At 74.1% G+C, this 22,341-nt stretch carries 15 protein-coding genes, 3 tRNA genes and 1 pseudogene; 13 read left to right on the top strand and 6 right to left on the bottom strand.

Annotated features, from left to right (window positions below):
• From ACFC1R_RS26705 to ACFC1R_RS26685, 5 genes and pseudogenes are all read left to right on the top strand, one after another.
• Positions 1–127: pseudogene (locus ACFC1R_RS26705) on the top strand (chorismate synthase); the annotation flags it as partial.
• Positions 128–305: 178 nt separating this feature from the next.
• The gene (locus tag ACFC1R_RS26700) at positions 306–1,397 is read left to right on the top strand and encodes a CE1758 family FMN-dependent luciferase-like monooxygenase (protein ID WP_375942755.1); all 1,092 of its coding nucleotides are present in this window, start codon (positions 306–308) and stop codon (positions 1,395–1,397) included.
• Entirely contained in the window at positions 1,394–2,014 is a 621-nt protein-coding gene (locus ACFC1R_RS26695; protein ID WP_375942749.1) for an FMN reductase, read from the top strand. Before ACFC1R_RS26700 ends, ACFC1R_RS26695 begins: the two co-directional genes overlap by 4 nt.
• Positions 2,015–2,146: 132 nt before the next feature.
• Complete coding sequence (locus ACFC1R_RS26690) at positions 2,147–3,511, top strand: FAD-binding oxidoreductase (protein ID WP_375942747.1); 1,365 nt, start codon at positions 2,147–2,149, stop codon at positions 3,509–3,511.
• A gap of 392 nt (positions 3,512–3,903) precedes the next feature.
• On the top strand, positions 3,904–4,233 hold the full coding sequence (locus ACFC1R_RS26685) for a hypothetical protein (protein ID WP_375942745.1): 330 nt from the start codon (positions 3,904–3,906) through the stop codon (positions 4,231–4,233).
• A gap of 229 nt (positions 4,234–4,462) precedes the next feature.
• Here the strand turns inward: ACFC1R_RS26685 and ACFC1R_RS26680 are convergent, their stop codons facing one another.
• Positions 4,463–5,398: a DMT family transporter gene (locus tag ACFC1R_RS26680; RefSeq protein WP_375942743.1), complete on the bottom strand. Its 936-nt coding sequence runs from the start codon at positions 5,396–5,398 to the stop codon at positions 4,463–4,465.
• A gap of 151 nt (positions 5,399–5,549) precedes the next feature.
• Here ACFC1R_RS26680 and ACFC1R_RS26675 point away from each other — a divergent pair, with 151 nt between their 5' ends.
• Positions 5,550–6,449: a DUF1906 domain-containing protein gene (locus tag ACFC1R_RS26675; RefSeq protein WP_375942741.1), complete on the top strand. Its 900-nt coding sequence runs from the start codon at positions 5,550–5,552 to the stop codon at positions 6,447–6,449.
• Between the two features lie 167 nt (positions 6,450–6,616).
• On the top strand, positions 6,617–7,027 hold the full coding sequence (locus tag ACFC1R_RS26670; protein ID WP_375942739.1) for an SSI family serine proteinase inhibitor: 411 nt from the start codon (positions 6,617–6,619) through the stop codon (positions 7,025–7,027).
• 156 nt (positions 7,028–7,183) lie between these two features.
• Here the strand turns inward: ACFC1R_RS26670 and ACFC1R_RS26665 are convergent, their stop codons facing one another.
• Entirely contained in the window at positions 7,184–7,813 is a 630-nt protein-coding gene (locus tag ACFC1R_RS26665; RefSeq protein WP_375942737.1) for a hypothetical protein, read from the bottom strand.
• A gap of 293 nt (positions 7,814–8,106) precedes the next feature.
• On the opposite strand from ACFC1R_RS26665, the gene ACFC1R_RS26660 reads away from it, so the two are divergent.
• Positions 8,107–9,771 (top strand): long-chain fatty acid--CoA ligase, encoded by a 1,665-nt coding sequence (locus tag ACFC1R_RS26660; protein WP_375942735.1) that lies wholly within the window; start codon positions 8,107–8,109, stop codon positions 9,769–9,771.
• Positions 9,772–9,902: 131 nt separating this feature from the next.
• Here ACFC1R_RS26660 and ACFC1R_RS26655 read toward each other — a convergent pair whose 3' ends face one another.
• Positions 9,903–13,610 carry a PAS domain-containing protein gene (locus ACFC1R_RS26655; RefSeq protein WP_375942733.1) on the bottom strand — a complete coding sequence of 1,236 codons (3,708 nt, stop codon included), beginning with the start codon at positions 13,608–13,610 and terminating at the stop codon, positions 9,903–9,905.
• Between the two features lie 221 nt (positions 13,611–13,831).
• On the opposite strand from ACFC1R_RS26655, the gene ACFC1R_RS26650 reads away from it, so the two are divergent.
• From ACFC1R_RS26650 to ACFC1R_RS26640, 3 genes are all read left to right on the top strand, one after another.
• Positions 13,832–13,922 (top strand) — tRNA-Ser (locus tag ACFC1R_RS26650).
• Positions 13,923–14,074: 152 nt separating this feature from the next.
• A tRNA-Arg gene (locus ACFC1R_RS26645) sits at positions 14,075–14,150 on the top strand.
• A gap of 36 nt (positions 14,151–14,186) precedes the next feature.
• Positions 14,187–14,262 (top strand) — tRNA-Arg (locus tag ACFC1R_RS26640).
• Positions 14,263–14,350: 88 nt separating this feature from the next.
• On the opposite strand, the gene ACFC1R_RS26635 is transcribed toward ACFC1R_RS26640, so the two are convergent.
• The gene (locus tag ACFC1R_RS26635; RefSeq protein WP_375942731.1) at positions 14,351–15,577 is read right to left on the bottom strand and encodes a globin domain-containing protein; all 1,227 of its coding nucleotides are present in this window, start codon (positions 15,575–15,577) and stop codon (positions 14,351–14,353) included.
• A gap of 10 nt (positions 15,578–15,587) precedes the next feature.
• Positions 15,588–15,893 (bottom strand): hypothetical protein, encoded by a 306-nt coding sequence (locus tag ACFC1R_RS26630; protein WP_375942730.1) that lies wholly within the window; start codon positions 15,891–15,893, stop codon positions 15,588–15,590.
• A 780-nt stretch (positions 15,894–16,673) separates the two neighbouring features.
• Between ACFC1R_RS26630 and ACFC1R_RS26625 the strand changes: the two genes are divergently transcribed.
• Together ACFC1R_RS26625 and ACFC1R_RS26620 are read left to right on the top strand one after the other, a co-directional pair.
• Positions 16,674–19,487 carry an Ig-like domain-containing protein gene (locus ACFC1R_RS26625; protein WP_375942728.1) on the top strand — a complete coding sequence of 938 codons (2,814 nt, stop codon included), beginning with the start codon at positions 16,674–16,676 and terminating at the stop codon, positions 19,485–19,487.
• A 126-nt stretch (positions 19,488–19,613) separates the two neighbouring features.
• Positions 19,614–21,083, top strand: coding sequence for an SPFH domain-containing protein (locus ACFC1R_RS26620; protein ID WP_375942726.1), 1,470 nt, complete (start codon positions 19,614–19,616; stop codon positions 21,081–21,083).
• On the opposite strand, the gene ACFC1R_RS26615 is transcribed toward ACFC1R_RS26620, so the two are convergent.
• Positions 21,022–22,197: an SGNH/GDSL hydrolase family protein gene (locus tag ACFC1R_RS26615; protein ID WP_375942725.1), complete on the bottom strand. Its 1,176-nt coding sequence runs from the start codon at positions 22,195–22,197 to the stop codon at positions 21,022–21,024. The genes ACFC1R_RS26620 and ACFC1R_RS26615 overlap by 62 nt on opposite strands.
• Positions 22,198–22,341: the final 144 nt, after the last annotated feature.

Raw genomic sequence — 22,341 nt, 5'->3', positions numbered from 1 at the left:
GATCGTCGCGGAGGCGATGGTCGCGCTGGTGCTGGCCGACGCGGTGAGCGAGAAGTTCGGCGGCGACAACGTCTCCGAGACCCGCCGCAACGTGCAGAACTACCTCGACAACCTGACCGTCCGATGACCCGGGACCCCCTCCCCACAAGCTGCCCGACCCGGCACGGACCCCCCTTCCGTGCCGGGCCGGGCCCGTCAATGCCTCTTCCGGGCGTCCGATCTGACGAAGTATCTGCTGCGTTTTTCACCCGGACTCCCGACCCCACAGGATGTCTTTCCACCTGCAACGGAGATGAGTGAACACAATGCAGTTCGGGATCTTCAGCATCGGCGACGTCTTCCCCGACCCCACCACGGGAGAGCGGCAGACCGAGCACGCCCGCATCAAGGGCATGGTCGCCCTCGCCCGCAAGGCCGAGGAGATCGGCCTCGACGTCTTCGCGACCGGTGAGCACCACAACCCGCCGTACGTCCCGTCCTCGCCGACCACACTGCTGGCCAACATAGCGGCGCACACCGAGCGGATCATCCTCTCCACCTCGACGACGCTGATCACCACCAACGACCCGGTGAAGATCGCCGAGGACTTCGCCATGCTCCAGCACCTGGCCGACGGCCGGGTCGACCTGATGCTCGGACGCGGCAACACCGGCCCGGTCTACCCGTGGTTCGGCCAGGACATCCGCCAGGGCATCCCGCTCGCCATCGAGAACTACGCGCTGCTGCACCAGCTCTGGCGGCAGGAGACGGTCGACTGGAAGGGCCGCTTCCGCACCCCGCTGCAGGGCTTCACCTCCACCCCGCGCCCGCTGGACGGCGTCCCGCCGTTCGTCTGGCACGGCTCGGTGCGCAGCCCGGAGATCGCCGAGCAGGCCGCCTTCTACGGCGACGGCTTCTTCGCCAACCACATCTTCTTCCCCAAGGAGCACTTCGTCCGCCTGGTGGAGCTCTACCGCACCCGGTACGCCCACTACGGCCACGGTACCGCCGAGCAGGCGTACGTCGGCCTCGGCGGCCAGTTCTTCATCCGCCGCAACTCCCAGGACGCGATCCGCGAGTTCCGGCCGTACTTCGACAGCTCCCCGATCTACGGCGGCGGCCCTTCGCTGGAGGACTACCAGGCGCAGACCCCGCTCACGGTCGGCAGCCCGGAGGAGATGATCGAGAAGACCCTCGCCTTCCGCGAGCACTTCGGCCACTACCAGCGCCAGCTCTTCCTGGTGGACAACGGCGGCCTGCCGCTGAAGACCGCCCTCGAACAGCTCGACCTGCTCGGCGAGTACGTACTGCCGGTGCTGCGCAAGGAGTTCGCGAACGGACGCCCGGCCGAGATCCCGGCCGGACCGACCCACGCCGAGCGGGTCGCCCGGGCGCAGAGCGCGGAGGCACAGCGGTGACCCGCACCCTGGTCGTGGTCTCGGCCGGTCTCAGCCAGCCGTCCTCCACCCGCCTGCTCGCCGACCGCCTCGCCGAGGCGACCACCCGCGAGCTCGGCGAGGCGGTCGGGGTCCGCCCGGTGGAACTGCGCGAGCTGGCCGTCGACATCGCCAACAACCTGGTGACCGGATTCCCGTCCGCAGCCCTGGCCGAGGTGCTCGCGGACGTGGTCCGTTCCGACGGTCTGATCGCGGTGACCCCGGTCTTCACCGCCTCCTACAGCGGCCTGTTCAAGTCCTTCTTCGACGTCATCGACAACACCGCGCTGACCGGCAAGCCCGTGCTGATCGCCGCCACCGGCGGCACCGCCCGGCACTCGATGGTGCTCGACCACGCGCTGCGCCCGCTCTTCGCCTACCTGCGCGCCACCGTGCTGACCACCGGCGTGTACGCGGCCTCCGAGGACTGGGGCGACGGCCACGAGGAACTGTCCCCGCGGATCGCCCGAGCCGGCCGGGAGCTGGCCGCGGCCATCCGCAGCCGGCCCCGATCCGCCCCGCCGGTACCGGAGTTCTCCCCGGACGCCGTCGTGCCCTTCGCCCAGCAGCTGGCCGAGCTCGGCATCGACCCGGCCTGACCCCGGGACCGTCCGCCCGCCCGGGTTCCCGGCCCGGCGACCTTGCTCCGGCCCCCCGGGCGCGGCAGAGTTCGCCCCGGGCCGGGCGCCGGGCACGCGTCCGGCCGGCGAGCACGAGGAGCGGAGGCTGTCGTGGCGGATCTGGCGGGAAGGCTGTTGGAGGGGCTGCCCGAGGCGGCCGTGGTGGTGGACCCGGACGTGACGTCCGCGTACCGCCACGACATGGCGGGATTCTGTGCGGCGGGCGAACCGGCCGTCCTGGTCCTGCCGGAGACCGTCGAGCAGGTGCAGCACGTCCTGCGCACGGCTACCGAACTGCGCGTCCCCGTGGTGCCGCAGGGGGCCAGGACCGGTCTCTCCGGCGGCGCCAACGCGGTGGACGGCTGCATCCTGCTCTCCCTGGTCAAGATGGACCGGATCCTGGAGCTGGACCCGGTCAACCGGCTCGCCGTCGTCCAACCCGGCGTGGTGAACGCCCGGTTGTCCCGTGCGGCGGCCGAGCACGGCCTGGCCTACCCGCCGGACCCGTCCTCCTGGGAGTCCTGCACCATCGGCGGGAACATCGGCACCGGAGCAGGCGGTCTGTGCTGCGTGAAGTACGGCGTGACCAGCGAGTACGTCCTCGGCCTGGACGTCGTCCTGCCCGACGGGCGGCTGCTGAGCACCGGCCGCCGTACCGCCAAGGGCGTCGCGGGCTACGACCTGACCCGGCTGCTGGTCGGTTCGGAGGGCACCCTCGGCGTGGTGGTGCAGGCCGTGATGGCCCTCCGCCCGGCGCCCGCGGCACAGTTGGCGCTGGCGGCGGAGTTCCCGAGCACGGACGCGGCCTGTGCGGCGGTGTGCGAGGTGATGGCGGCGGGGTTCGTCCCCTCGTTGCTGGAGCTGATGGACGCCACCACCGTCCGCGCCGTCAACGAGTTGGCGCAGATGGGTCTCCCGGACGCCACCAAGGCCCTGCTGCTGGTCGCCTTCGACGGTCCCGGCAAGGCCGAGGAGCTGTCCGCGGTGGCGGGGCTGTGCCGGGCTGCCGGGGCGACCGAGGTGGTGCCGGCCGAGGACCGGGCCGAGTCCGACCTGCTGCTGGAGGCCCGTCGGCTGGCGCTCCCCGCGCTGGACCGGCTGGGCACCACGATGATCGACGACGTCGCGGTGCCGCGCTCCCGGATGGCCGAAATGCTGCGCGGGGTCGCCGGTGTCGCGGACCGGCAGCGGCTCACCATCGGCGTGGTCTGCCATGCCGGGGACGGCAACACCCACCCGGTGGTGGTCTTCGACGCCGCCGACGAGGCGGAGTCGGCGCGGGCCCGGGAGTCCTTCGACGAGATCATGGCGCTCGGCCTGGAGCTCGGCGGCACCATCACCGGGGAGCACGGGGTCGGCCTGCTGAAGCGGGACTGGCTGGCGCGCGAACTCGGCCCGGTCGGGCTGGAGTTGCAGCGGCAGATCAAGTCGGTCTTCGACCCCCTGGGTATCATGAATCCGGGTAAGACCCTCTGACGGTCATTCAAACGACCATCGGATATCCGGGTATGGCCGGGTCGCACAGTCGGGGGTGTGTGCCGGATTTTCTGCGCCCCGGTGGTGCGATGGGGCGCCTGCTTCATCGGAATGCGCGGGTCAGGGCGTCCGCCCGGGCGCCGTCGTTCGATCGAACTCGCAGGTAAGCGGCGGTGCGTCGGCGGCGGAACGGCCTTTCGGCGGACTATGCGCCGCGCTCGAAACGTCACGCTAACGGGCGAAAAGCCACTCCCGTGCTGGCGCCGGGCCGATTCGCTGCGGAAGCCTGTTCAGTGGCGTCGCAGCCGGCCGGAGTCCGTCTGGCCACGAACTCCCGCATGCAGCAACCGACTTGCAGCCATGATGTGGCTGTCGGCCCTATGGAGGCTTCTATGGCCCGCTCCCGTACCACACGTCTCACCGGTCTTCTCGTCGCCGCCCCGCTCGCCGCGGGCCTGCTGCTCGCCGGAGCGGGTGCCGCGGCCGCCGACAACGGCGCGCTGGCCGGGGACGGTTCGAACAGCAGCGTGGTGTCCAACGTCGGCAGCGGCAACATCTTCGGCAGCGTGCACGGCAACTACAACACCACCCAGCAGACCGCGACCGGTGCCGGGGCCTCGAACCAGAACAACAACCTCCAGGTGAAGGACAACGCCGGCCTGGTCCTCGCCGACCAGTCCAACAAGAACATCGACTTCGTCTTCGCGCCCGTCTTCCGCTGATCCCGGTCGGCGGGGGCGCCGACCGGAATCCGTGGGAAAGGGCGGCGGGTGCGTCCGCACTCGCGAACGAGGTGAGTGGAACAGCTGTGGGCGGCGCCGGTTCCCCGGCGCCGCCCACGGTCGCGTTCCCCTTCTGCCGCGTTCTCCTGCTCCGTCGCGAGGCCGGCGTTCTTCGGCATGCGGCCGGCGCCGGGGCGCCGCACGGCGCCGCCCGGCCGTTCCGGCCGTCCTACCGTCGCCCCGCCAGGGTCGCCCCGACGCTGGCGGCCACCACACAGGCGATCCCGGCCAGCTGCACCGCGCCCAGCACCTGCTGCAGCACCACCAGCCCGACCAGCGCGCTGACCGCCGGCTCCAGGCTCACCAGCACGCTGAACACCCGCTGCGGCAGCCTGCGCAGTGCCGTCATCTCCAAGGCGTACGGAATCACCGGCAGCAGCAGCGCCACCCCGGTCACCATGAGCAGCAGTCGCCACGGGTCGTCGGCCCCCGACAGTCCGTGCCAGGCCGGACCGATGCCCAGCGGCAGCGTCACCAGGGCGCCGACCCCGATCGACACCGCCAGCCCCTCGAAGCCCTTGAAGGCCGCGCCGACCCTGTCGGTCAGCAGGATGTATCCGGCGTAGCAGGCCGCGGCGGCGAAGGCGAAGCCGAGTCCGACCGGGTCCAGGCCGGCGCCGTCGCCGCCCTCCGAGCCGAACAGGGTGAGCAGCGCGACCCCGCCCCCGGCGAGCAGCGCCCAGACCAGGTGGCTGGCGCGCCGGGCGAAGGCCAGGGCGACGGCCAGCGGGCCGAGGAACTCGATGGTCGCGGCCGTCCCCATCGGCAGCCGGTCGACGGCGCCGGCGAAGCACAGGGTCATCCCGGCGGAGACGACGCCGAGCAGCCCGGCCGAGGCCAGGTCGCGTCGGCTCCGGCCGCGCAGCCGCGGCCGGGTGAGGGCGAGCAGGATCACGGCTGCGGCGGCCAGCCGCAGGAAGGTCGCCCCGGCGACCCCGAGCGTCCCGAAGAGCGGTTGGGAGAGTGCGATGCCGAGCTGGACGGCGAACATCGCGGTGATGCAGAGCAGCGGCGCGGGGACGCTCAGCCGGCGCCGCAGGGGATGGACGGGCGAGGGGCCGGGCGAGACCGGGACGGCGGTCTCGCAGGTACTGGCTGTGGACATGGGGTCGAGTGTGACGTAATACCTGAACAGGGTCCAAACTCATTACCGCACTGTTTCTCGGCATGCGGACGATCGTCACTGCCGGGTGAATGCCGGTGACTCTCCGGCGCGGCGGATCCGCCGTGTGATGACCGGTCAGTATCAAAGGACGGTGCGCTACCTCGGCCCGGCCGCCCTCTCCGCGGCCTCCCTCGTCCTGCTCCTGGCCACCGACCGCAACCTGCCGTTGCCGGGCGGACGGATGGCCGACGCCCAGGCGGTCGCCGCGGTCAGCCGCAGGGCCGTGCCGCCGACCGTGCTCCCGGAGTCCACCCGCAGGCGGGAGGAACTGCCGAAGCGGCACTTCGTCGGGGCCGGCTTCGACGCCTGCACCGCGCCGCCGCTGGAGTCCATGCAGGCGTGGCGCACCGCGTCCCCGTACGGCGCGGTCGGCATCTACACCAGCGGAAGCCAGCGCGGCTGCGACCAGCCCCGGCTCACCGCGGACTGGGTGGGCCGGGTCCGGGCGATGGGCTGGGAACTGGTGCCCACCCACGTCGGCCTCCAGGCGCCCTGCGCCGAGCTCAGGAACAAGCCCCGGCGGATCGACCCGGCCCGCGCCGTCCAACAGGGCGGGGACGAGGCCGCCGAGGCGGTGCTCAACCTTCAGGCGCTCGGTCTGGGCCAGGGCAGCCCGGTCTACCTGGACATGGAGGCCTACCCGCCGGGGGACCAGACCTGCAGCCAGGCCGTGGTCGACTTCACCCTCGGCTGGACCCAGACGCTGCACGCCGCCGGCTACCACTCGGGCTTCTACTCCAGCGTGGACTCCGGCGTCGCCGACCTCGTCGCCGCCGCCCGGGCGGGCAGCTCCCCGATGCCCGACGTCATCTGGTACGCGCGCTGGGACGGCCGTGCCGTCACCGACGGACTGGGCGTGCTGCCGGACGACATGTGGGCGCGCCGCCAGCGCATCCACCAGTACCGGGGCGGCGCCGACGAGACGTACGGCGGCGCCACCCTCAACGTGGACCGCGACCAGCTGGACGGCCTGGTGGCGATCGGCCGCTGAGCACGCCGCCCGCCCGGCGGCCTCCCGGCGGCACCCCCGCGGTGTCCCGGTCACGGGCCGGAGGGCCGGACGGCGGTCATCCCTTCGCGCTAACTTCCCTGTGGGGATCACTCGTTCGTCGGACGAGGGGCTTGGTCGGGCCGATCCGTCCGTGGTCGGGTGACGTCATGACCACCACCGCGCTCCGCAGGCTCGCCGCCTTCGCCGCTGTCGCCGTCGTCGCCGTGACCACCCTCAGCATCGCCCCGGCCCCCGCCCCCGCCGCCCCGGCCGACTCGAACACCTTCCTGCAGCTCTTCGTCGTCCATGACGCGGACGACGCCCTCCAGGAGGTCTACAACCTGACCTGCAACCCGAGCGGCGGCACCCACCCCGACCCGGACGCCGCCTGCGCGGCCCTGGCCGCCGCCAAGGGCGAGTTCGACCGCCTCGCGGGCAGGCCGCGCCTGATCTGCCCGGCCGTCGAGGACCCGGTCACCGCGACCGCCTACGGCGACTGGAACGGCCAGCAGGTCACCTGGCAGAAGAGCTTCCCCAACGTCTGTTACCTGCACCGGGCCACCAGCCCGGTCTTCTGACGCGGCGTCCGCCACGCACCGGCTCCCCGCCGCGCACCGGCTCACCTGCCGGGCCTCGGTGCTCCGGCGCACCCGGAGCTCCCCGGCGTGTCCGGTCATCCGCGAGCCGGGCGCCCCACCCTCGGGGGGCGGGGCGCCCGGCCGGTCCCACGGCACTCACAGCTGGTGCACGATCGCCACCGACAGCACCGCGCCCACGGCGGCGACCAGCAGTGCCAGCACCAGCGGCCCGGCCGCACCGCCGCGCCGCGGGCCCAGCAGGGCGGTCGCGAGCCGGGCCTGAAGGGTGGTCAGTCCGCGCCCGAGCCACGGCATGAGCAGCAGGAAGGAGACCCCGCCGACGACCGCGTGGAACGCCCAGGCCCCGGCGAACGTCGGACCGCCCCACGCCAGCCGGTAGTCGCCGTCGCCGAGACCGATCAGCGGACGCAGCGGCCAGCCCAGGTTCAGCGGCACCAGCAGCCACCCGTAGCAGGTCACCGCCAGCGCGACGGCGTTCAGCGGCAGGCTCACCACCGAGTGCAGCAGCGAGAGCAGCCGACCCGCGCGCTCCGGCTCCTCGATCCGGACCCCGAGCAGCCGGTGCAGCAACCCTCGCTGCACCCGCCCGGCCGGTCCGCCGACCAGCGCCAGTGCGACGCACCCCAGGCCGACGGGCAGTGCCAGCAGCAGATACGTCACCTGCCGCCAGGTCCCACCCCGGAACGGCAGCGCGAGCACCGTCCGCCAGAGCGCCTCCCCGGTTCCGCGCACCGCACCGGGGGAAAGCCGCTGTACCGTCGCCATGATCGATCGTCCCGTCGTCCTCAGAAGCCCGTTCTCCGACTCCCCGACCCTCCCGCGGACCCCGCCCCCACCGCAGTCGTGCCACCCCGGGAACCCGGGTTCGGTTTACCCCACCCCGCCCGCTCGCCCGCCCGTCCGGGGCCTCGGTGGCGGGGCGGGTGAGCGACATGTCTCATCCGTGGCGGGTGAGCTGACAGCGACGCGCCAGGGCGTCAGAATCAGGCCGAGGTGACATTCACTACTCGCCAGTAGTGGAGGGCGCTCGCACCCAGGACCGGTCAAGGAGGACCCGCGTGTTCAGCACCATGCAGGACGTACCACTCACCGTCTCCCGAATCCTCACACACGGATCCACCATCCACGGCCGGTCCACCATCACCACCTGGGACGGCACCGGCCCGGTCGTCCGTACGTTCGCCGAGGTCGGCGCCCGCGCCGCCCAGCTCGCGTACGCCCTGCGCGACGAGCTCGGGGTCTCGGGCGATCAGCGGATAGGAACGCTGATGTGGAACAACGCCGAGCACGTGGAGGCGTACCTGGCCGTGCCCTCGATGGGCGCGGTGCTGCACACGCTGAACCTGCGGCTGCCCGCCCAGCAGCTGGCGTTCATCATCAACCACGCCGCCGACCACGCGATCATCGTCAACGGCAGTGTGCTCCCGCTGCTGGCCGGCGTGCTGCCGCAGCTCGCCCCCACCCTCAGGCACATCGTGGTGAGCGGCGAGGGCGACCGCTCGCTGCTCGCCGGCTTCGCCGGCACCGTCCACGAGTACGAGGAACTGATCGAGGGCCGGCCGACCGAGTACCCGTGGCCGGCCGACCTGGACGAGCGGGAGGCGGCGGCCCTCTGCTACACCTCGGGCACCACCGGCGACCCCAAGGGCGTGCTCTACAGCCACCGTTCGGTCTACCTGCACTGCCTGCAGGTGAACTCCGCCGACACCTTCGCCCTGACCCCGGAGGACATCGCGCTGCCGGTGGTCCCGATGTTCCACGTGAACGCCTGGGGCGTGCCGCACGCGGCGTTCATGTCGGGCGCCAGCCTGCTGATGCCGGACCGCTTCCTGCAGCCCAGGCCGCTCGCCGAGATGATCAGCCAGGTCCGGCCGACCGTCAGCGCCGCCGTCCCGACGATCTGGACCGGTCTGCTGGACGAGCTCGACGCCGGCGACTACGACACCTCCTCGCTGCGCATGGTGGTGATCGGCGGCTCGGCCTGCCCGCCCTCCCTGATGAAGGCCTTCGAGGAGCGCCACGGCATCAACGTGGTGCACGCCTGGGGCATGACCGAGACCTCCCCGCTCGGCACCTTCTCCCGCCCGCCGGGCGGACTGACCGCCGAGCAGGAGTGGCCGTACCGGACCACCCAGGGCATCTTCCCGGCCTCCGTCGAGGCCCGCCTGACCGGACCCGACGGCGAGCGGATGCCCCACGACGGCGTCGCGGCGGGAGAGCTGGAGATCCGCGGACCGTGGATCGCGGGCGCCTACTTCGGCGGCGCCGGACAGGACCCGCTGCGGCCCGACGACAAGTTCAGCGAGGACGGCTGGCTGCGCACCGGCGACGTCGGCACCATCACCCCGGACGGCTACCTGACCCTCACCGACCGGGCCAAGGACGTCATCAAGTCCGGCGGGGAGTGGATCTCGTCGGTCGAACTCGAGAACCACCTGATGGCCCACCCAGAGGTGGCCGAGGCCGCCGTGGTCGCCGTCCCGGACGAGAAGTGGGGCGAACGCCCGCTCGCCACCGTCGTGCTGCGCTCGGGTGCCGCCGCCGGTCTGTCCGAACTGCGCGCCTTCCTCGCCCAGCGGGTCGCCTCCTGGCAGCTCCCCGAGCGCTGGGCGCTGGTGGAGTCGGTGCCCAAGACCTCGGTCGGCAAGTTCGACAAGAAGGTCATCCGCGCCGACTACGCCGCCGACCAGCTGGACGTGACCGTCCTCGGCAAGGAGCACTAGGCAGGCAGGCAGGCAGGCAGGCAGGCAGGCAGGGGGCGGGCCGGGGCGAGCAGCGGACGGACCCCGGCCGCCCCCGAAGTCGATCGGGCAGGCAGGGGCGTAGGGCCCGCCTGCCCGATCACGGACGGGCGCTACCGCCCCGCCGTGCTGACCTCGCCCATCGCGCCGATCCGTCCCAGCAGGTCGACGATCCGGGACTGGACGTCCTCGGTGGTCGAGCGCTCGGCCAGGAAGAGGACCGTCTCCCCGGTGCGCAGCCGGGGCAGTTCCTGCGGGTCGAGGTCCACGGAGGTGTAGACGACCAGCGGGGTCCGGTACAGGCGGTCGTTGGCGCGCAGCCAGTCGAGCAGGCCGACCCGGCGGCGGCGGATCTGGAGCAGGTCCATCACCACCAGGTTGGGCTGCATGCTGCTGGCCCGGGAGACGGCGTCGCTCTCCGAGACCGCGTGCTCGACGTGCATGCCGCGCCGTTCCAGGCTGCTGATCAGCGCCGCCGCGATGTCCGGGTCGGACTCGACCAGCAGCACCCGGGCGGCGTGGTTCTCGCTGTCGCGCGGTGCCAGGGCGCGCAGCAGTACGGCCGGGTCGGCCCCGTACACGGCGTCCCTGGTGGCCTGGCCGAGCCCGGCGGTGACCAGCACCGGGACCCGCTGGTTGAGCGCGGCCGTACGCAGCGACTGGAGCGCGGTGCGGGTGATCGGACCGGTCAGCGGGTCGACGAACAGGGCCGCCGGGTAGCCGGAGACCTGGGCGTCGACCTCCTCCCGGGAGCGGACGATCACCGGACGGTAGCCGCGGTCCTGGAGCGCCGCCTTGGTGGACGGGTCGGGCTCGGGCCAGACCAGCAGCCGACGCGGTCCGCCGTCCACGGTGGGCGCCACCACGGTCGGGAAGTCGGGCATCGCGGCGGGTGCCGGTACCGCCTCCTCGGCACTGGAACGGGCCAGCTCCGCCATCGGACGCGGGGGCGTGCGCGGCTCGACCTGCGCGGGCACGTCGGGGGCACCCAGCGGCGCGGGCAGCGCGGGACGCGCGCCGTCCGCCGTCGGCCCCTGGGCCGGTCCCTGCGCCTGCGCCGGAGACAGCGGCTGGGGCTGGCCGGGTACGGCGGGCACCTGCGCGAACGCCTGCGGGAACGCCGAGGCGAACCCGCCGAGCGGCCGCGGCGGCGCCAACTCGCCCAGCCCGCTGCCCACCGGCAGCGCCTGACCGCCGGCGGCCCGCTGCTCCGTTGCCTGCTGCTCGGAGCCCTGCGCATCCTGCCGTCCGGCACCCGCCTCCGGGCCGCCGGCCTGCCCGAACGGCACGGGCAGGGCCGACTGCCCGCCCATCGCGGCGTCCGGCTGTCCGAACGGCACGGGCAGACCGGGGCGGTCACCCGGGGCCTCGGGCGCGCCCTGAGCCGGCTGCGCGGCGGTCGGGCCGGGGCCGAGCGCGAGTGCCCGGCCGGGCTGCGGCGCCGCGTCCGCGGCCGCCGAGGGCGCCGGGGCCGCCGGGTCCGCAGTCGGCGTCTCCGGCTGCGCGGGGATCGCCAGTCTGCGGCGGCGTCCGGTCGGCGGCGGCGTGGCCGGAACGGGCGGAGCCGCCGGGGTGGCTGGCAGGGCGTGCTCGAGGCCGGGGTACAGCGGCGTACCGGGCTCGGGCACACCGGGCAGGGACAGCGCCCCCGGGGAAGACTCGCCCGCAGGTGCCCCGCGCCGACGGCGCCCCGCCCGGACCGGCGGCTCCTCCGTCGCGGCAGGTGCGGCCGCAGCCGCGGTCTCGGCCGCCTCGGATCCCGCAGGAGCCCCTGGAGCGGTGGGCGGCACCGGCGGCTCGGCCGCGGCGGGCTCACCGGAGCCGAGCGCGATCGGCCCGCGCGACCTGCCGGTCCCGGCCGTCCGGTCGGCCGAGGCACCGCCGCCGAGACTGTCACCGGCACCGCCGGCACCGCCGGCACCGCCGGCGTCGGGACCGGCCGCACCCGCCGCACCCGGCGTTCCGCCCTCGCCGCGATCGCCGCCGGAGCCGGCGCCACTGCCGGCACCGTCGGCGCTGCCGCGACCGTCACCGGAGCCGCCGCCCCGGCGCGCGCCCGGACCCGCCGCCTCGTCGTCACCGCTGCCGCCCGCCGCACCCGGCGTGCCGCCCTCGCCGCCGCCCGCCGCGCCGGGCGCGGGCGGGACGTCCGGCAGATCGGGCAGCATCGCGGTGTCGGTCTCCTTGGGGACGCTCCGGCCCCCGTCGGCCGCCGACTTGGCAGCCGCCCGGGCGACCGCCGCCGGGTCCAGCGGCAGTTCGACCACGTACGTCGTCCCGGCCCGGCCGGGCAGCTCGTGCCGCTGCAGCATGCCGCCGTGCCGCTCGACGGTGCTGCGCGCGATCGGCAGGTGCACGGGGCTGCTGGAGCGTGCGGGGCCGCGGACCTCGATCCGGGCCACCTCACCGCGCTGCGCGGCCGCCAGCACCACCATCGGCGAGTCGCCGCCCACCGGAGGCAGCGCGGGCACGCCGAGCTGCCCGACCTGACCACCTGCGGCACCGGGCTCGGCGCCCTCGCCGTCCGGGCCGGTGGAGGCGGGCCGGCCCGCCGCGTGGCCGATCCCGCTGACGTCGGCCACCAGGTGGGCCAGCGCCTGGGCGAAGCGTTCCCGGTCGGCGGTGACGTCGACGGCGGCGGCGTGCACCGAGTAGCGGACCCGTCCGGGACCGACCAGGTCGCCCGCCAGTTCGACGGCCCGTTGCACGACCTTGTCGAGGCCGACCGAGGCCCGCTCCAGCGTCCGCTTCCCGGCCTCGACCTCGCTCTCGAACTTCTGGTGCGTCAGTACCCCGTCTATCAGGGTGCCGAAGCGGCGGCACTCGTCCGCGAGCCGGCGGAGCGTCCAGTTCGCCTCGGGCCAGAGCTGCCCGGCGGGGTCGGCCGCCAGCGCGTCGATCCGGCGGTGGAGGGCGCCGAGCGCGCTGCCGAGCTCGCTCTCCAGGACCGCCGTGAGGTGCTCGTTGCGGGCGACCAGGGCGAGTTCCCTGGTCCGGTCGGTGAAGGTCATCACCGCGCCGACCAGCTGCTCGCCGTCCCGGACCGGCGCGGTGGTGAGGTCCACCGTCACCGGGGTGCCGTCCTTGCGCCAGAGCACGGCGCCGCGTACCCGGTGCTTGCGTCCGGAGACCAGGGTGTCCAGCAGCGCCGAGCCCTCCAGCGCCAGCGGGCTGCCGTCCACCTGCGAGTGCTGGATGAGCGGGTGCAGTTCGCGGCCGCCGAGCTCGCTGGCCCGGTAGTCGAGGATGTGCGCGGCGGCCGGGTTCACCAGGACGACCCGGCCGTCCAGGTCCACGCCGAGCACGCCTTCGGCGGCGGCCCGCAGGATCATCTCGGTCTGCTTGTGCTGCCGCCGCAGCTCGGCCTCGACGCCGAGCCGGCTGGAGAGGTCGCGGACCAGGAGCAGCAGCAGGTCCCGGCTGCTGGACCCGGAGTCCCGGTACGGGTCGAAACCGGCCCCGTACGAGCTGCCCGCGCCGCCGCCGGCCGCGCCGTCGTCGCTGAAGTCGTTGCCGGAGACCTCGACCGGGAAGGTGCTGCCGTCGGTCCGTCGGGCCGTCATCCGGACCGGGTGGTCCAGGCCCTCGGGCTCGCTGGTCTTCGGCCGCATCGAGCCTGGGATCCGGCTCGGGTCGAACTCGGGCAGCAGGTCGAGCACCCCGCGACCGACCAGGGAGGTGCCGGGGGCCTGCATGGCCTGCACGGCTGCCTTGTTGGCGTCCACGACGGTGCCGTTGCTGTTGACCAGCAGCAGCGCGTCGGGCAGGGCGTCGAGTATCGCGGCGAGGCGAGCAGCGCCTCGGATCGGCCTGCTGCTCACGTCGACAGGTCTCCTTACGGCTTTCGTCACGGACGGCTGTGCCGTCACGGCGTGCGACTCGCGGCTCGCGCTCTCCTCGGGAGGCTGAAGTATCTCATTCTTCTTTGCGCTCCGGATGACCCGCCTAGTAACGTTGGCGGTGGTTGGTGTCGGAGCCTCTGGCTGTGGCATCATCGCAGTCGCACGGAGTGCATCCGGTCCGCCGGTGCAGTCCATGTGGAGGAGGCTTCGCCTAGTCCGGTCTATGGCGCCGCACTGCTAATGCGGTTTGGGCCTTAAAGCCCATCGAGGGTTCAAATCCCTCAGCCTCCGCCTCGGAAGGGCCCCGTCGGCAACACGCCGACGGGGCCCTTCGTGCACTTGGCGGCAGCTCGGGGGGCCCGGCGGCAATGGATTTCGCCCCAGGTCGCAGGTCATGTAATGTTGTCCCCGCACCGCCCCGCTGGCCCCGGCCGACAGGGCGAGCGCTCATAGCTCAACGGATAGAGCACTTGACTACGGATCAAGAGGTTGCAGGTTCGAATCCTGCTGAGCGCACCACACCACCGCGAAGGCGCCCCCTCGGGGGTGTCCCTAGCGCTCATAGCTCAACGGATAGAGCACTTGACTACGGATCAAGAGGTTGCAGGTTCGAATCCTGCTGAGCGCACCAGCCGAAGGCCCCGGACGACAGTCCGGGGCCTTCGTCGTTCCCCGGCCCGTTCGACCCCGGCCGGCCCCCTCCGCCCCCGGCCGGTCGCTCAGCCCAGGTCGGTGCGGTTGATCCAGGGGACGTTGCGCTGGTCCAGGAACCAGTCGGACGAGGTCAGCGGCCGGGTCCGGTTGAACGTCGGCGGTACGGGGTCGTGGCGGATCAGTCCGGGCTCGGCCCCCAGCCCGAGCAGCAGCCGGGCGATGCCGGGCGCGAGGTCGGGCGGGCCGCTCAGGCGGATGTCGTGGCCGGCCCAGCCGCCGTACCGGCCGGGGCCGTGGCGGCTCAGCCCGTCGTGCAGCAGCCGGATCGCCTCCTCCCGGTCGGCGCCGTCGGCGGGAGCGGCCAGCACCACCTCCAGCCAGGCGTGCCCGGCCACCAGCTCGCGGACCGTGTCCAGGTCGTACTGGTCGGCGTCGTCGCGGGCGGCGAGGAAGACCGTGGCGCGGGCGGGCGGAGCGGGTCCGGCCCACGCGGCGCGCTGTTCGACCAGGGACCTGATCTGTGCCCAGCCGGTCCCGCCGGCCACGGCCAGCAGCGGACGGGGCGAGTGCGGGTCCAGGACGGCGTCGCCGACCGGCGGCCCGATCAGCAGCCGTTCGCCGGGCACCAGGTCGTTCACCAGGACGGTGCTGAGCAGCCCGTCGGGCACCCGGCGGATGTGCAGTTCCAGCGTCCCGTCACCGCGCGGGGCGTTGGCGATCGAGTACGGCCGCCAGACCCGTGGGCGCCGGGGTGAGCAGAGCGAGAGGTACTGCCCGGAGAGGAAGGGGTACGGCCGGTCGGGACGCAGCGTGAGCCGCACGACGTCGGGCGCGGACCGGTGGCGGGACGTCACCTCGGCCTCCCACCAGGCCGGGGCCTCGACGGGCACGGACCGGGCGGCCTCCAGCATCACCTGGGAGATCACCGTGTACGCCTCGGTCCAGGCCTTCTCGATCTCGGGCGTCCAGGAGTGGCCGGAGAAGTGCCGGACGGCGGCGATCAGGCTGGCGCCGACGGCCGGATAGTGCTCGGGGGCGGCCTGGAACTTGCGGTGGTCCCGGCCGAGCGCGCCCAGGTAGGCGGTGAGCTGCTCGGCGCTCTCCAGCCGGAGCACGATCTGGGTCAGCGCGGCGAACAGGCGGTCGCGCTGCTCGGAGAGTTCGGCGGGGAAGAGCGGCCGGAAGCCCGGGTTGTGGGCGAACAGGTGGGCGTAGAAGTACGTGACCAGGTGGTCGGCGCGGCGTTCGACGACGGCGAAGCTGGCGCGGATCACCGCAGGGTCGAAGGGCACCGGGCGGCCCTCAGCAGGTGACGTCGGGGTCGGCCGGCGCGGACCCTGCCGCCGTGGCCGGCAAGCCGTGCCCGGCCCGCCCGGCGCCCGGCTTGCACAGGAGGGTGGAGGGTGCCTCGGGACCCTCCGGGCGGATGACGTGGGCGTCGAGCGCGGCCCACGTCCGGTCCGGCCGGTCGGCCGAGTGCCGGGGGAGCGGTCCGCGCACCTCGGGATTCCGTTCGAACGGATGCTGGTGGAAGTACCCGGCGACCTCGGGCCCGTGCGGTTCCAGCGGGGCGAAACCGCTCTTGCTGAGAACAGGGTCGGTTGTCACGGCTGCCGACTCTACTGATCCTGCACCCAATTCGAACAGGTGAAGGTGATGCATATTCAAGCCACTTTTAAAAGCGACCCGTTGGCGGATTCCGCAGCGGCCGGAATGCGGTGGATCCAAGGGTTCCGTATCGCCCGTAGGGTGGCGGCCGATCGGGTGGCAACGGGCGCCCAACCAGGTGTCGCAGTATGACGGGCGCTCGATCGTGATTCCCTTTTGTCGGATGTTATGGGTGTGTCAAGACCGTCCCCCGTACCACCTGTTGGCGGCAGATGCCGCAAGGAGAGCCGGATGAGCCGACAGTTTCCCCGTGCCGCCGCAGTGTCCGGCCCGGACCGGCGCGGGCCGGATGTGCTCGACCGCAGGGGAGTTGGCAGGACCGGCGCCGCCGCGCTGGCCGCCACCCTGCTGCTCGGCTGGAGTTCGACGGTCGCGTCGAACTGCGCCGGGGCGCAGCAGAGTCCGGGCGCCTGGAGTGCCGAGCGCCGCGCCACGCTGCCGTCAGGTCTCACCGTGGAACTGGAATTCTCGCCCGTGCCCGGTGTGAGCGCCACGGCGGCACCCGGAGAACTCGCCGCCCGGACGCCGGCCGGAACCGGTGCTGATTCCAGTGCAACGCGGCCCGGTGGCAACGGAAATGGCGGGAAAGGCTCCGCTTACGAATCACCTGCACCCGGATCTCCCGCATCCGGCCCGGCCGCTCCGGCGCTTTCCGGGGCAGCGGCTTCCGGGGCAGCGGCCTCCGGTCCGGCCGGATCCGCGACGGAGGCGTTCGGTTATGTGGACGGCCTGCGTCCCGGGGACCCGGCCGAGACCTTCAAGATCGCCGAGGAGCGTCCGCAGGCCGACGGCTCCTGGCGCACCCTCGGCACGCTCCAGATGTCGTTCTCCCGCGCGGTGCGCAACCCGCGGCTGCACCTCAGCGGTCTGGCGGGGCTCGCCACCGGCAAGGGCGGCAGTACGTCGACCGCCACCCGGCTGACCGTCACCGGCGGTTCGCCGAGCGCCCCGAGCCTGGTCGGCCGCACCGGCTGGGCGGGCTGGACGGTCGGCGGCAACACCCTCGCCCCTGCCGGGGACGGCCAGACGGACGGCGCCACGGACGGACTCGGCACGCTCGAACTCGCCGGTACCGTCACCACCGTCACCTTCCGGGTCGAGGAGCGCAGCACCGCCCGCGGGAGCAGCACCACCGCCCCCGCCGCCCTGAAGCACGCGTACACGGTCACGTTGGACGAGGGGCTCGGCACGGCGCCGCAGGGCTACGGCAATGCCTCGCACCTGGTCTCCGACCTGTTCCTCGGCCGGGACGCGACCGGCGGCACCGGACGGACCCTGGCCGTGCCGCTCGCACGGAACGGGCAGCCGCTGGTCTCCCGGGAACGCGGCAGCGACGCTGCCGCGCTGCGGGATCCGCGCGAACTCGACGACGTGCCCTCGCCGTTGATCGATCCGAGCCGTGGTGCGAGCCGCCGCAGTCCGTTCGCCAGCCCGCTGCCGGCCAGGAGCCAGCCGGGCCGTGGCGAGTACCAGGGCACCGACCCCACCATCACCTTCCCCGGTGAGGCCGCGATCGGCCGGTACTACGAACTCACCGTCCCGGTGAACCCGGGCGGCGCCCCTGCCACCCTGGTCGGCTGGATCGACTTCGACCACAACGGGCACTTCGACGCCACCGAACGCGTGCAGGCCGAGGTCCCGGCCGCAAGCACCTCCGCCCGGCTGGAGTGGACCGTCCCCGGCAACGCCGCCTCCGGCGACACCTGGGCCCGGCTCCGGATCGCCCGCGACCCCTCGCAACTGGTCGGGCCGGGCGGCTTCGCCGACTCGGGGCAGGTCCTCGACCAGCGGGTCAAGCTGGCCGTGGGCGCAGCCAGGCCCGAGATCACCGGGCCGGTCGCCGGTGCGGCGGTCGCCGAGGCCCGGCCGGAGATCCGGGGCGACGGTGCCGTCGCGGGCGCGGCGGTGGCGGTGGTCGAGGGTGACGCCACCCTGTGCCGCGCCAAGGCCGGTTCCGACGGCGCCTGGACCTGTCGGCCGGAGCAGCCGCTCGCGCCCGGCGAGCACAGCCTCGTTCCGGTCGAGACCACCCAGGGCGGCGTGGTGCTGCGCGGCGGGCCCGTCGAGCTCGCCGTCAAGACCGCGCCGCCGGCCGCCCCGGCACTCACCCTGCCCGAGTTCACCAACGACCCCGGCCTGCTCTTCACCGGCACCGCCGACCCCGGCAGCACGGTCTCGGTCACCGAGGCGTCCGCCGCCCCGGGAGCCCCGCGCACCGGCGAACTGTGCAGTACGGCGGTCGCGGCCGACCGCACCTGGTCCTGTCTGCCGGTCGAGAACCTCGCCGACGGGCCGCACCAGGTCGTCGCCACCGCCGTGGACGCGGCCGGAAACCGCACGCCCGGCAGACCCGTGACCCTGGTGGTCGACACCGTCGCCCCCGAGCGCCCGACGCTCGCCTCGCCAGCCCCGGGCGCCCTGCTGACCACGGCCAGGCCCCACCTCATCGGGCGCGCCGAGACCGCTGCGACGATCACCGTGACGGCCCGGCTCGGCCAGGACGGCGACCGCTTCCTGCTCTGCAGCGCACAGACGGCGGCTGACGGTACGTGGGGTTGCACGGCCACCCGCGACGTCGCGGAGGGCGAGCTGACGGTGGTGGTCACCGCGACCGACCGGGCGGGCAACGGTGCGACGGGGGAGGCCGTGACGGTCCGGGTCCGCCCCCCGGCCGCGCCGGTGACGCCGAGTGCTCCCGCGACGGCGAGCGCGTCGGGCTCCCCGGCTCCGGCGGCGTCGGCACCTTCCGTACGGAGTCCGGGCGCGACGGCCGTTCAGAGGGCCGTCCGGAGGGCCGTCCGGAGGGCCGTCCGGAGCACTGCCCCGAGCGCGACCGCGACCGCGGGCGCGAGCGCCGGTGCGACGAAGCACGCCGGGGCCGGGCCGTCCGACGCGGGCGACGTCCCACTGCTGCCGATCGTGATTCCGCCCGCGTCGGTCTCCCCGGCTCCGGCGGCGCCGGCACCTTCCGTACAGAGCCCGAGTGCGACGGCCGTTCAGAGGGCCACCCCGAGCGCCGCCCCGAGCGCGAGCGCCGGCGCGACGAAGGGCTCGGGGCCCGCGCGGACGGCCCTACCTGCGGAACTCGTCGGGTCCGCCGCGCCGACCCCTGCCAGGTCCGCCGCGCCGACCCCTGCCAGGTCCGCCGCGCCGGCCCCCGCCAGGTCGGCCGCGCCGTCAGCCGCCGCGTCCACGGCCGGGGCTCTCGCGGTGCCCGCCCCCGCTTCCAGCCTGCTCCCTGCCCCGACCCCGACCCCGCCTCCTGCCCCGACCCCGACCCCGACCGCAGGACGGCCCGGGGCGGCGGTCGCCGCCACCGCCCCTGCCGCATCCCCGGCGGCCCCGCACAGGGGTGTGGCGGCGTCGGGCCGAGCGCTCGTGGCTCTGCCGGAGAGCCCGGAAGCCGTTGCCGCCCGCCACGCGGCCGCGGGCGGCTGGCGCAGTGCGCTCTGCGGCGGAGGGTTCTTCCTCGCCGCGGTGTGGCTGCTCACCCGCCGGATTGTCAGCCGCGGCCCGGGCCTGCGCAGGCGCTGACGAGGACCTGGCACTCCCCGGTGCCCGAACGCTGCATTTGACGCTTTATCGACCTGTCCGGATCCGGCGCCGCCCGTCGGATCCGGCCCGCCCGTTGCGCGACACACCGACCCCGAGGATCCGTTCATGGACATCACCCGCGATTCATCGCCGCGCCCCGATTCCCGGCCGCTGTCCAGGCCCGAACCGTCTCCGGCGGGCGCCACCCAGCTCCGCCGCGTCGTAGCCGAGGCGGTCACCAGACCGCTGCTCCGGGCGGCTCCGGCACCGGCCGAGGACGAACTGGACCTTGTTGAGACCCAGCCGCTGACTCCCTATCCGGCCGCGGCCGGCGGCGATCTGCGCAAACAGCTCGCCGGTGCCTTGGCCGCGTCGGGGTCCGCGGGCCCCGGAACCGCCGCCCCGCCGCACTCCGGCCCGCACAACGCACTCGACCCGCAGCGTGCTCACAACCCGCGCAACGCGTTCGGCCCGGACGACAGACGTGGGACGCCCGGGCCCGGCGCAGCCGATCCGGACCGGCCCGAACGGTCCGAGCCATCCGAACGGCTCGAACAGTCCGAACGGCCCGAGCCCGCCGAGGCGCCGAGCGCGACACCGAGTGAGACGCCCACGGCGCGCCGTCCGCCCAGGGCCGACCAGGCACTGCGCGAGCACCGGGCCCGTTCCCTCCCCGGCTGGGTCGCCCTGCTCACGCTGTGCGCCTCTGCTGCCGCAGTGCTCGTGCTGCTGGCCCGGTCCGGCATGCTGCCACGGCTCGCCGCACTGCCGGACCTCCGCAGCGCCGCCGTGAAGGGGACCGGACGGGCCGTGATCGACTCCGCGGCGCTGGCCGCCGCCTGTGCCGCCGCCCTGCTCGGCCTGCTCACTTTCGCCGGGCTGCTGGTGAACAGCGGAGGCCAGACCCGGGTGGTCACCCGCTGGGGCCGCTACCGGGGCACCGTCCGCCGTACCGGGCTGCTCTGGGTCAACCCGCTGCTGCACCGGCACGAGGTCGACGTACGGCTGCGCCACTGGCGCAGCGAGCCGGTCAACGTCACCGACCGGACCGGAACGCCGATCGTCGTACGGCTGCTGATCGTCTGGCGGGTGAAGGACACGGCCCGTGCCGTGCTGGCGGTCGCCGACCACGAGGAGTACCTGCGCGAGCAGGTGCACGCGGTACTCACCCGCACCGCCAGCGCGCTGCCCTGCGACAGCGACGCCGCGCCCGGTCCCGCGCTGCGCGACGGGCAGTGGTTCGCCGACGAGCTGACCCGGGCGCTGGCCGCCGAGGTCGCGCCGATCGGGCTGGAGGTGTACTCGGTCCAGCCGATCGCCCTCGACTACGCGCCCGAGGTCGCCGAGAGCATGCGCCGTCGCCGACTCGCCGAACTGGACGCGGGCCTGCGGGCGGTGCTCGTGGACGACGCGGTCGAGGCGGCCGCGCTCGCCGTCCGGGGCCTGGAGCGGGCCACCGCACACGAGTTGGACGAGGCCGCCCGCCGCTCGCTGATGGGACGGCTGCTGGTCGCCTTCGTGACCCCCGCCGGGGTCACCGCCTCGGTGCCGGGACCGGCCGCCCGGGTGGGGCGGAAGGAGGGGAGGACCGCGTGAGACCGGCCACCGGCGTCCCTGGGCCGGCCTCGGGAAGCGTTCCGGCCGCGCTGCCCGGGAGGCCGCCGAGGACGGCCGTCCCGACCTGTGCGGCGGCGTTCCGCTGACCGTCGGCATTCGGGTGGACCAGGGCGATGGCGTCCGGGTCCGGGGAGCTCAGGAGGCCGTCGACCCACCGGTCGGGGCTGCACACGTCGTGGCCCCTGCTGGAGCGGTAGAGGTCGACGAAGGCCGCCCGGTGCCTGGCGCTCTGCTCGGCGACGACGGCGTTGAGGGGTTCGAGCACGTCGTGGCGCAGCCAGTCGAGGTCCTGGAAGGTGATGGTGCCGAAGTCCAGCAGGCCCCGGGCGTCGCCGGTCCCGGCGCTGCCCCAGGTGCAGCTCGCCGCGGCGGACTCGGGGAAGATCGCCGGGTATCCGACCGAGACGACCCGGGCCCCGGGGGCCTTGCGGTGGATCCGGTCGAGCATGCGGCCGTACTCGGCGGCCACGGTGGCGAGCCGTTCGCGGATGCCGGGTTCGCCCGGCAGCCCCGAGGCGTAGTGGTCCCGGCAGGGGTGCCCGGTGTTGCCGCCGGCCAGGCCGAGCCGGTAGCAGGTGCCCAGGATGTCCACGAAGGCCAGCGTGTTGCCGCCGATCCCCACCGTCACGACGCCGGTGCCGGGGGAGACCGCGGCCAGCTGCAACGGGACCGGGGGGTACGGGTAGTCGGGGTCCTCCAGGCCCCACTGCGGGACGTGGGTGCCGATCGGCAGCTGCCGGGTCTCGGCGACGTTCGCGATGGTGGCGCCGCCGCAGGAGGCGTTGTGGAGGTCCACGAGCGGGCCGAGCCGCTCCCGCAGGATCTCGGGGTAGGAGTACTGCCGCCGCAGGCACCCGTCCTCGTCGGGTGCCCCGAGCGGGACCCGGGCGCCGGTGGCCGGGATCGCCCCGGCGGTGTACGAGTCGCCCAGCGCCGCCCAGCGGATCGGGACGTGTGCGCGGCGGAGCCCGGGGTCGGCGACGGCGTGGGACGCGACCGCGCCCAGGGCCAGGAGGGCAGCCGAGCCCAGTGCTGCGAGCCGGGCGAGGGGACGGGCGAGGGGGCGGGCGAAGAGGTGTGTCGGGCGTGTCATCGGTGGTCCTTCCCGTGGAACCCGGAAATCCACTCCGTACACGGAAGGCTACGGTCCGGGGTCGGGAAAGTCCTGTGAGGGTCCACAGGCTGTGGACAGGCCCATCGGGGGCGCTGCCCACAGCCTGCACGGCCGGGCGGAGGG

This window comes from Kitasatospora sp. NPDC056138, assembly GCF_042264695.1.
GTDB lineage: Bacteria > Actinomycetota > Actinomycetes > Streptomycetales > Streptomycetaceae > Kitasatospora.
The sequence above is the reverse complement of the archived record's forward strand: the minus strand, read 5'-3'. Positions and strand labels throughout refer to the sequence as shown.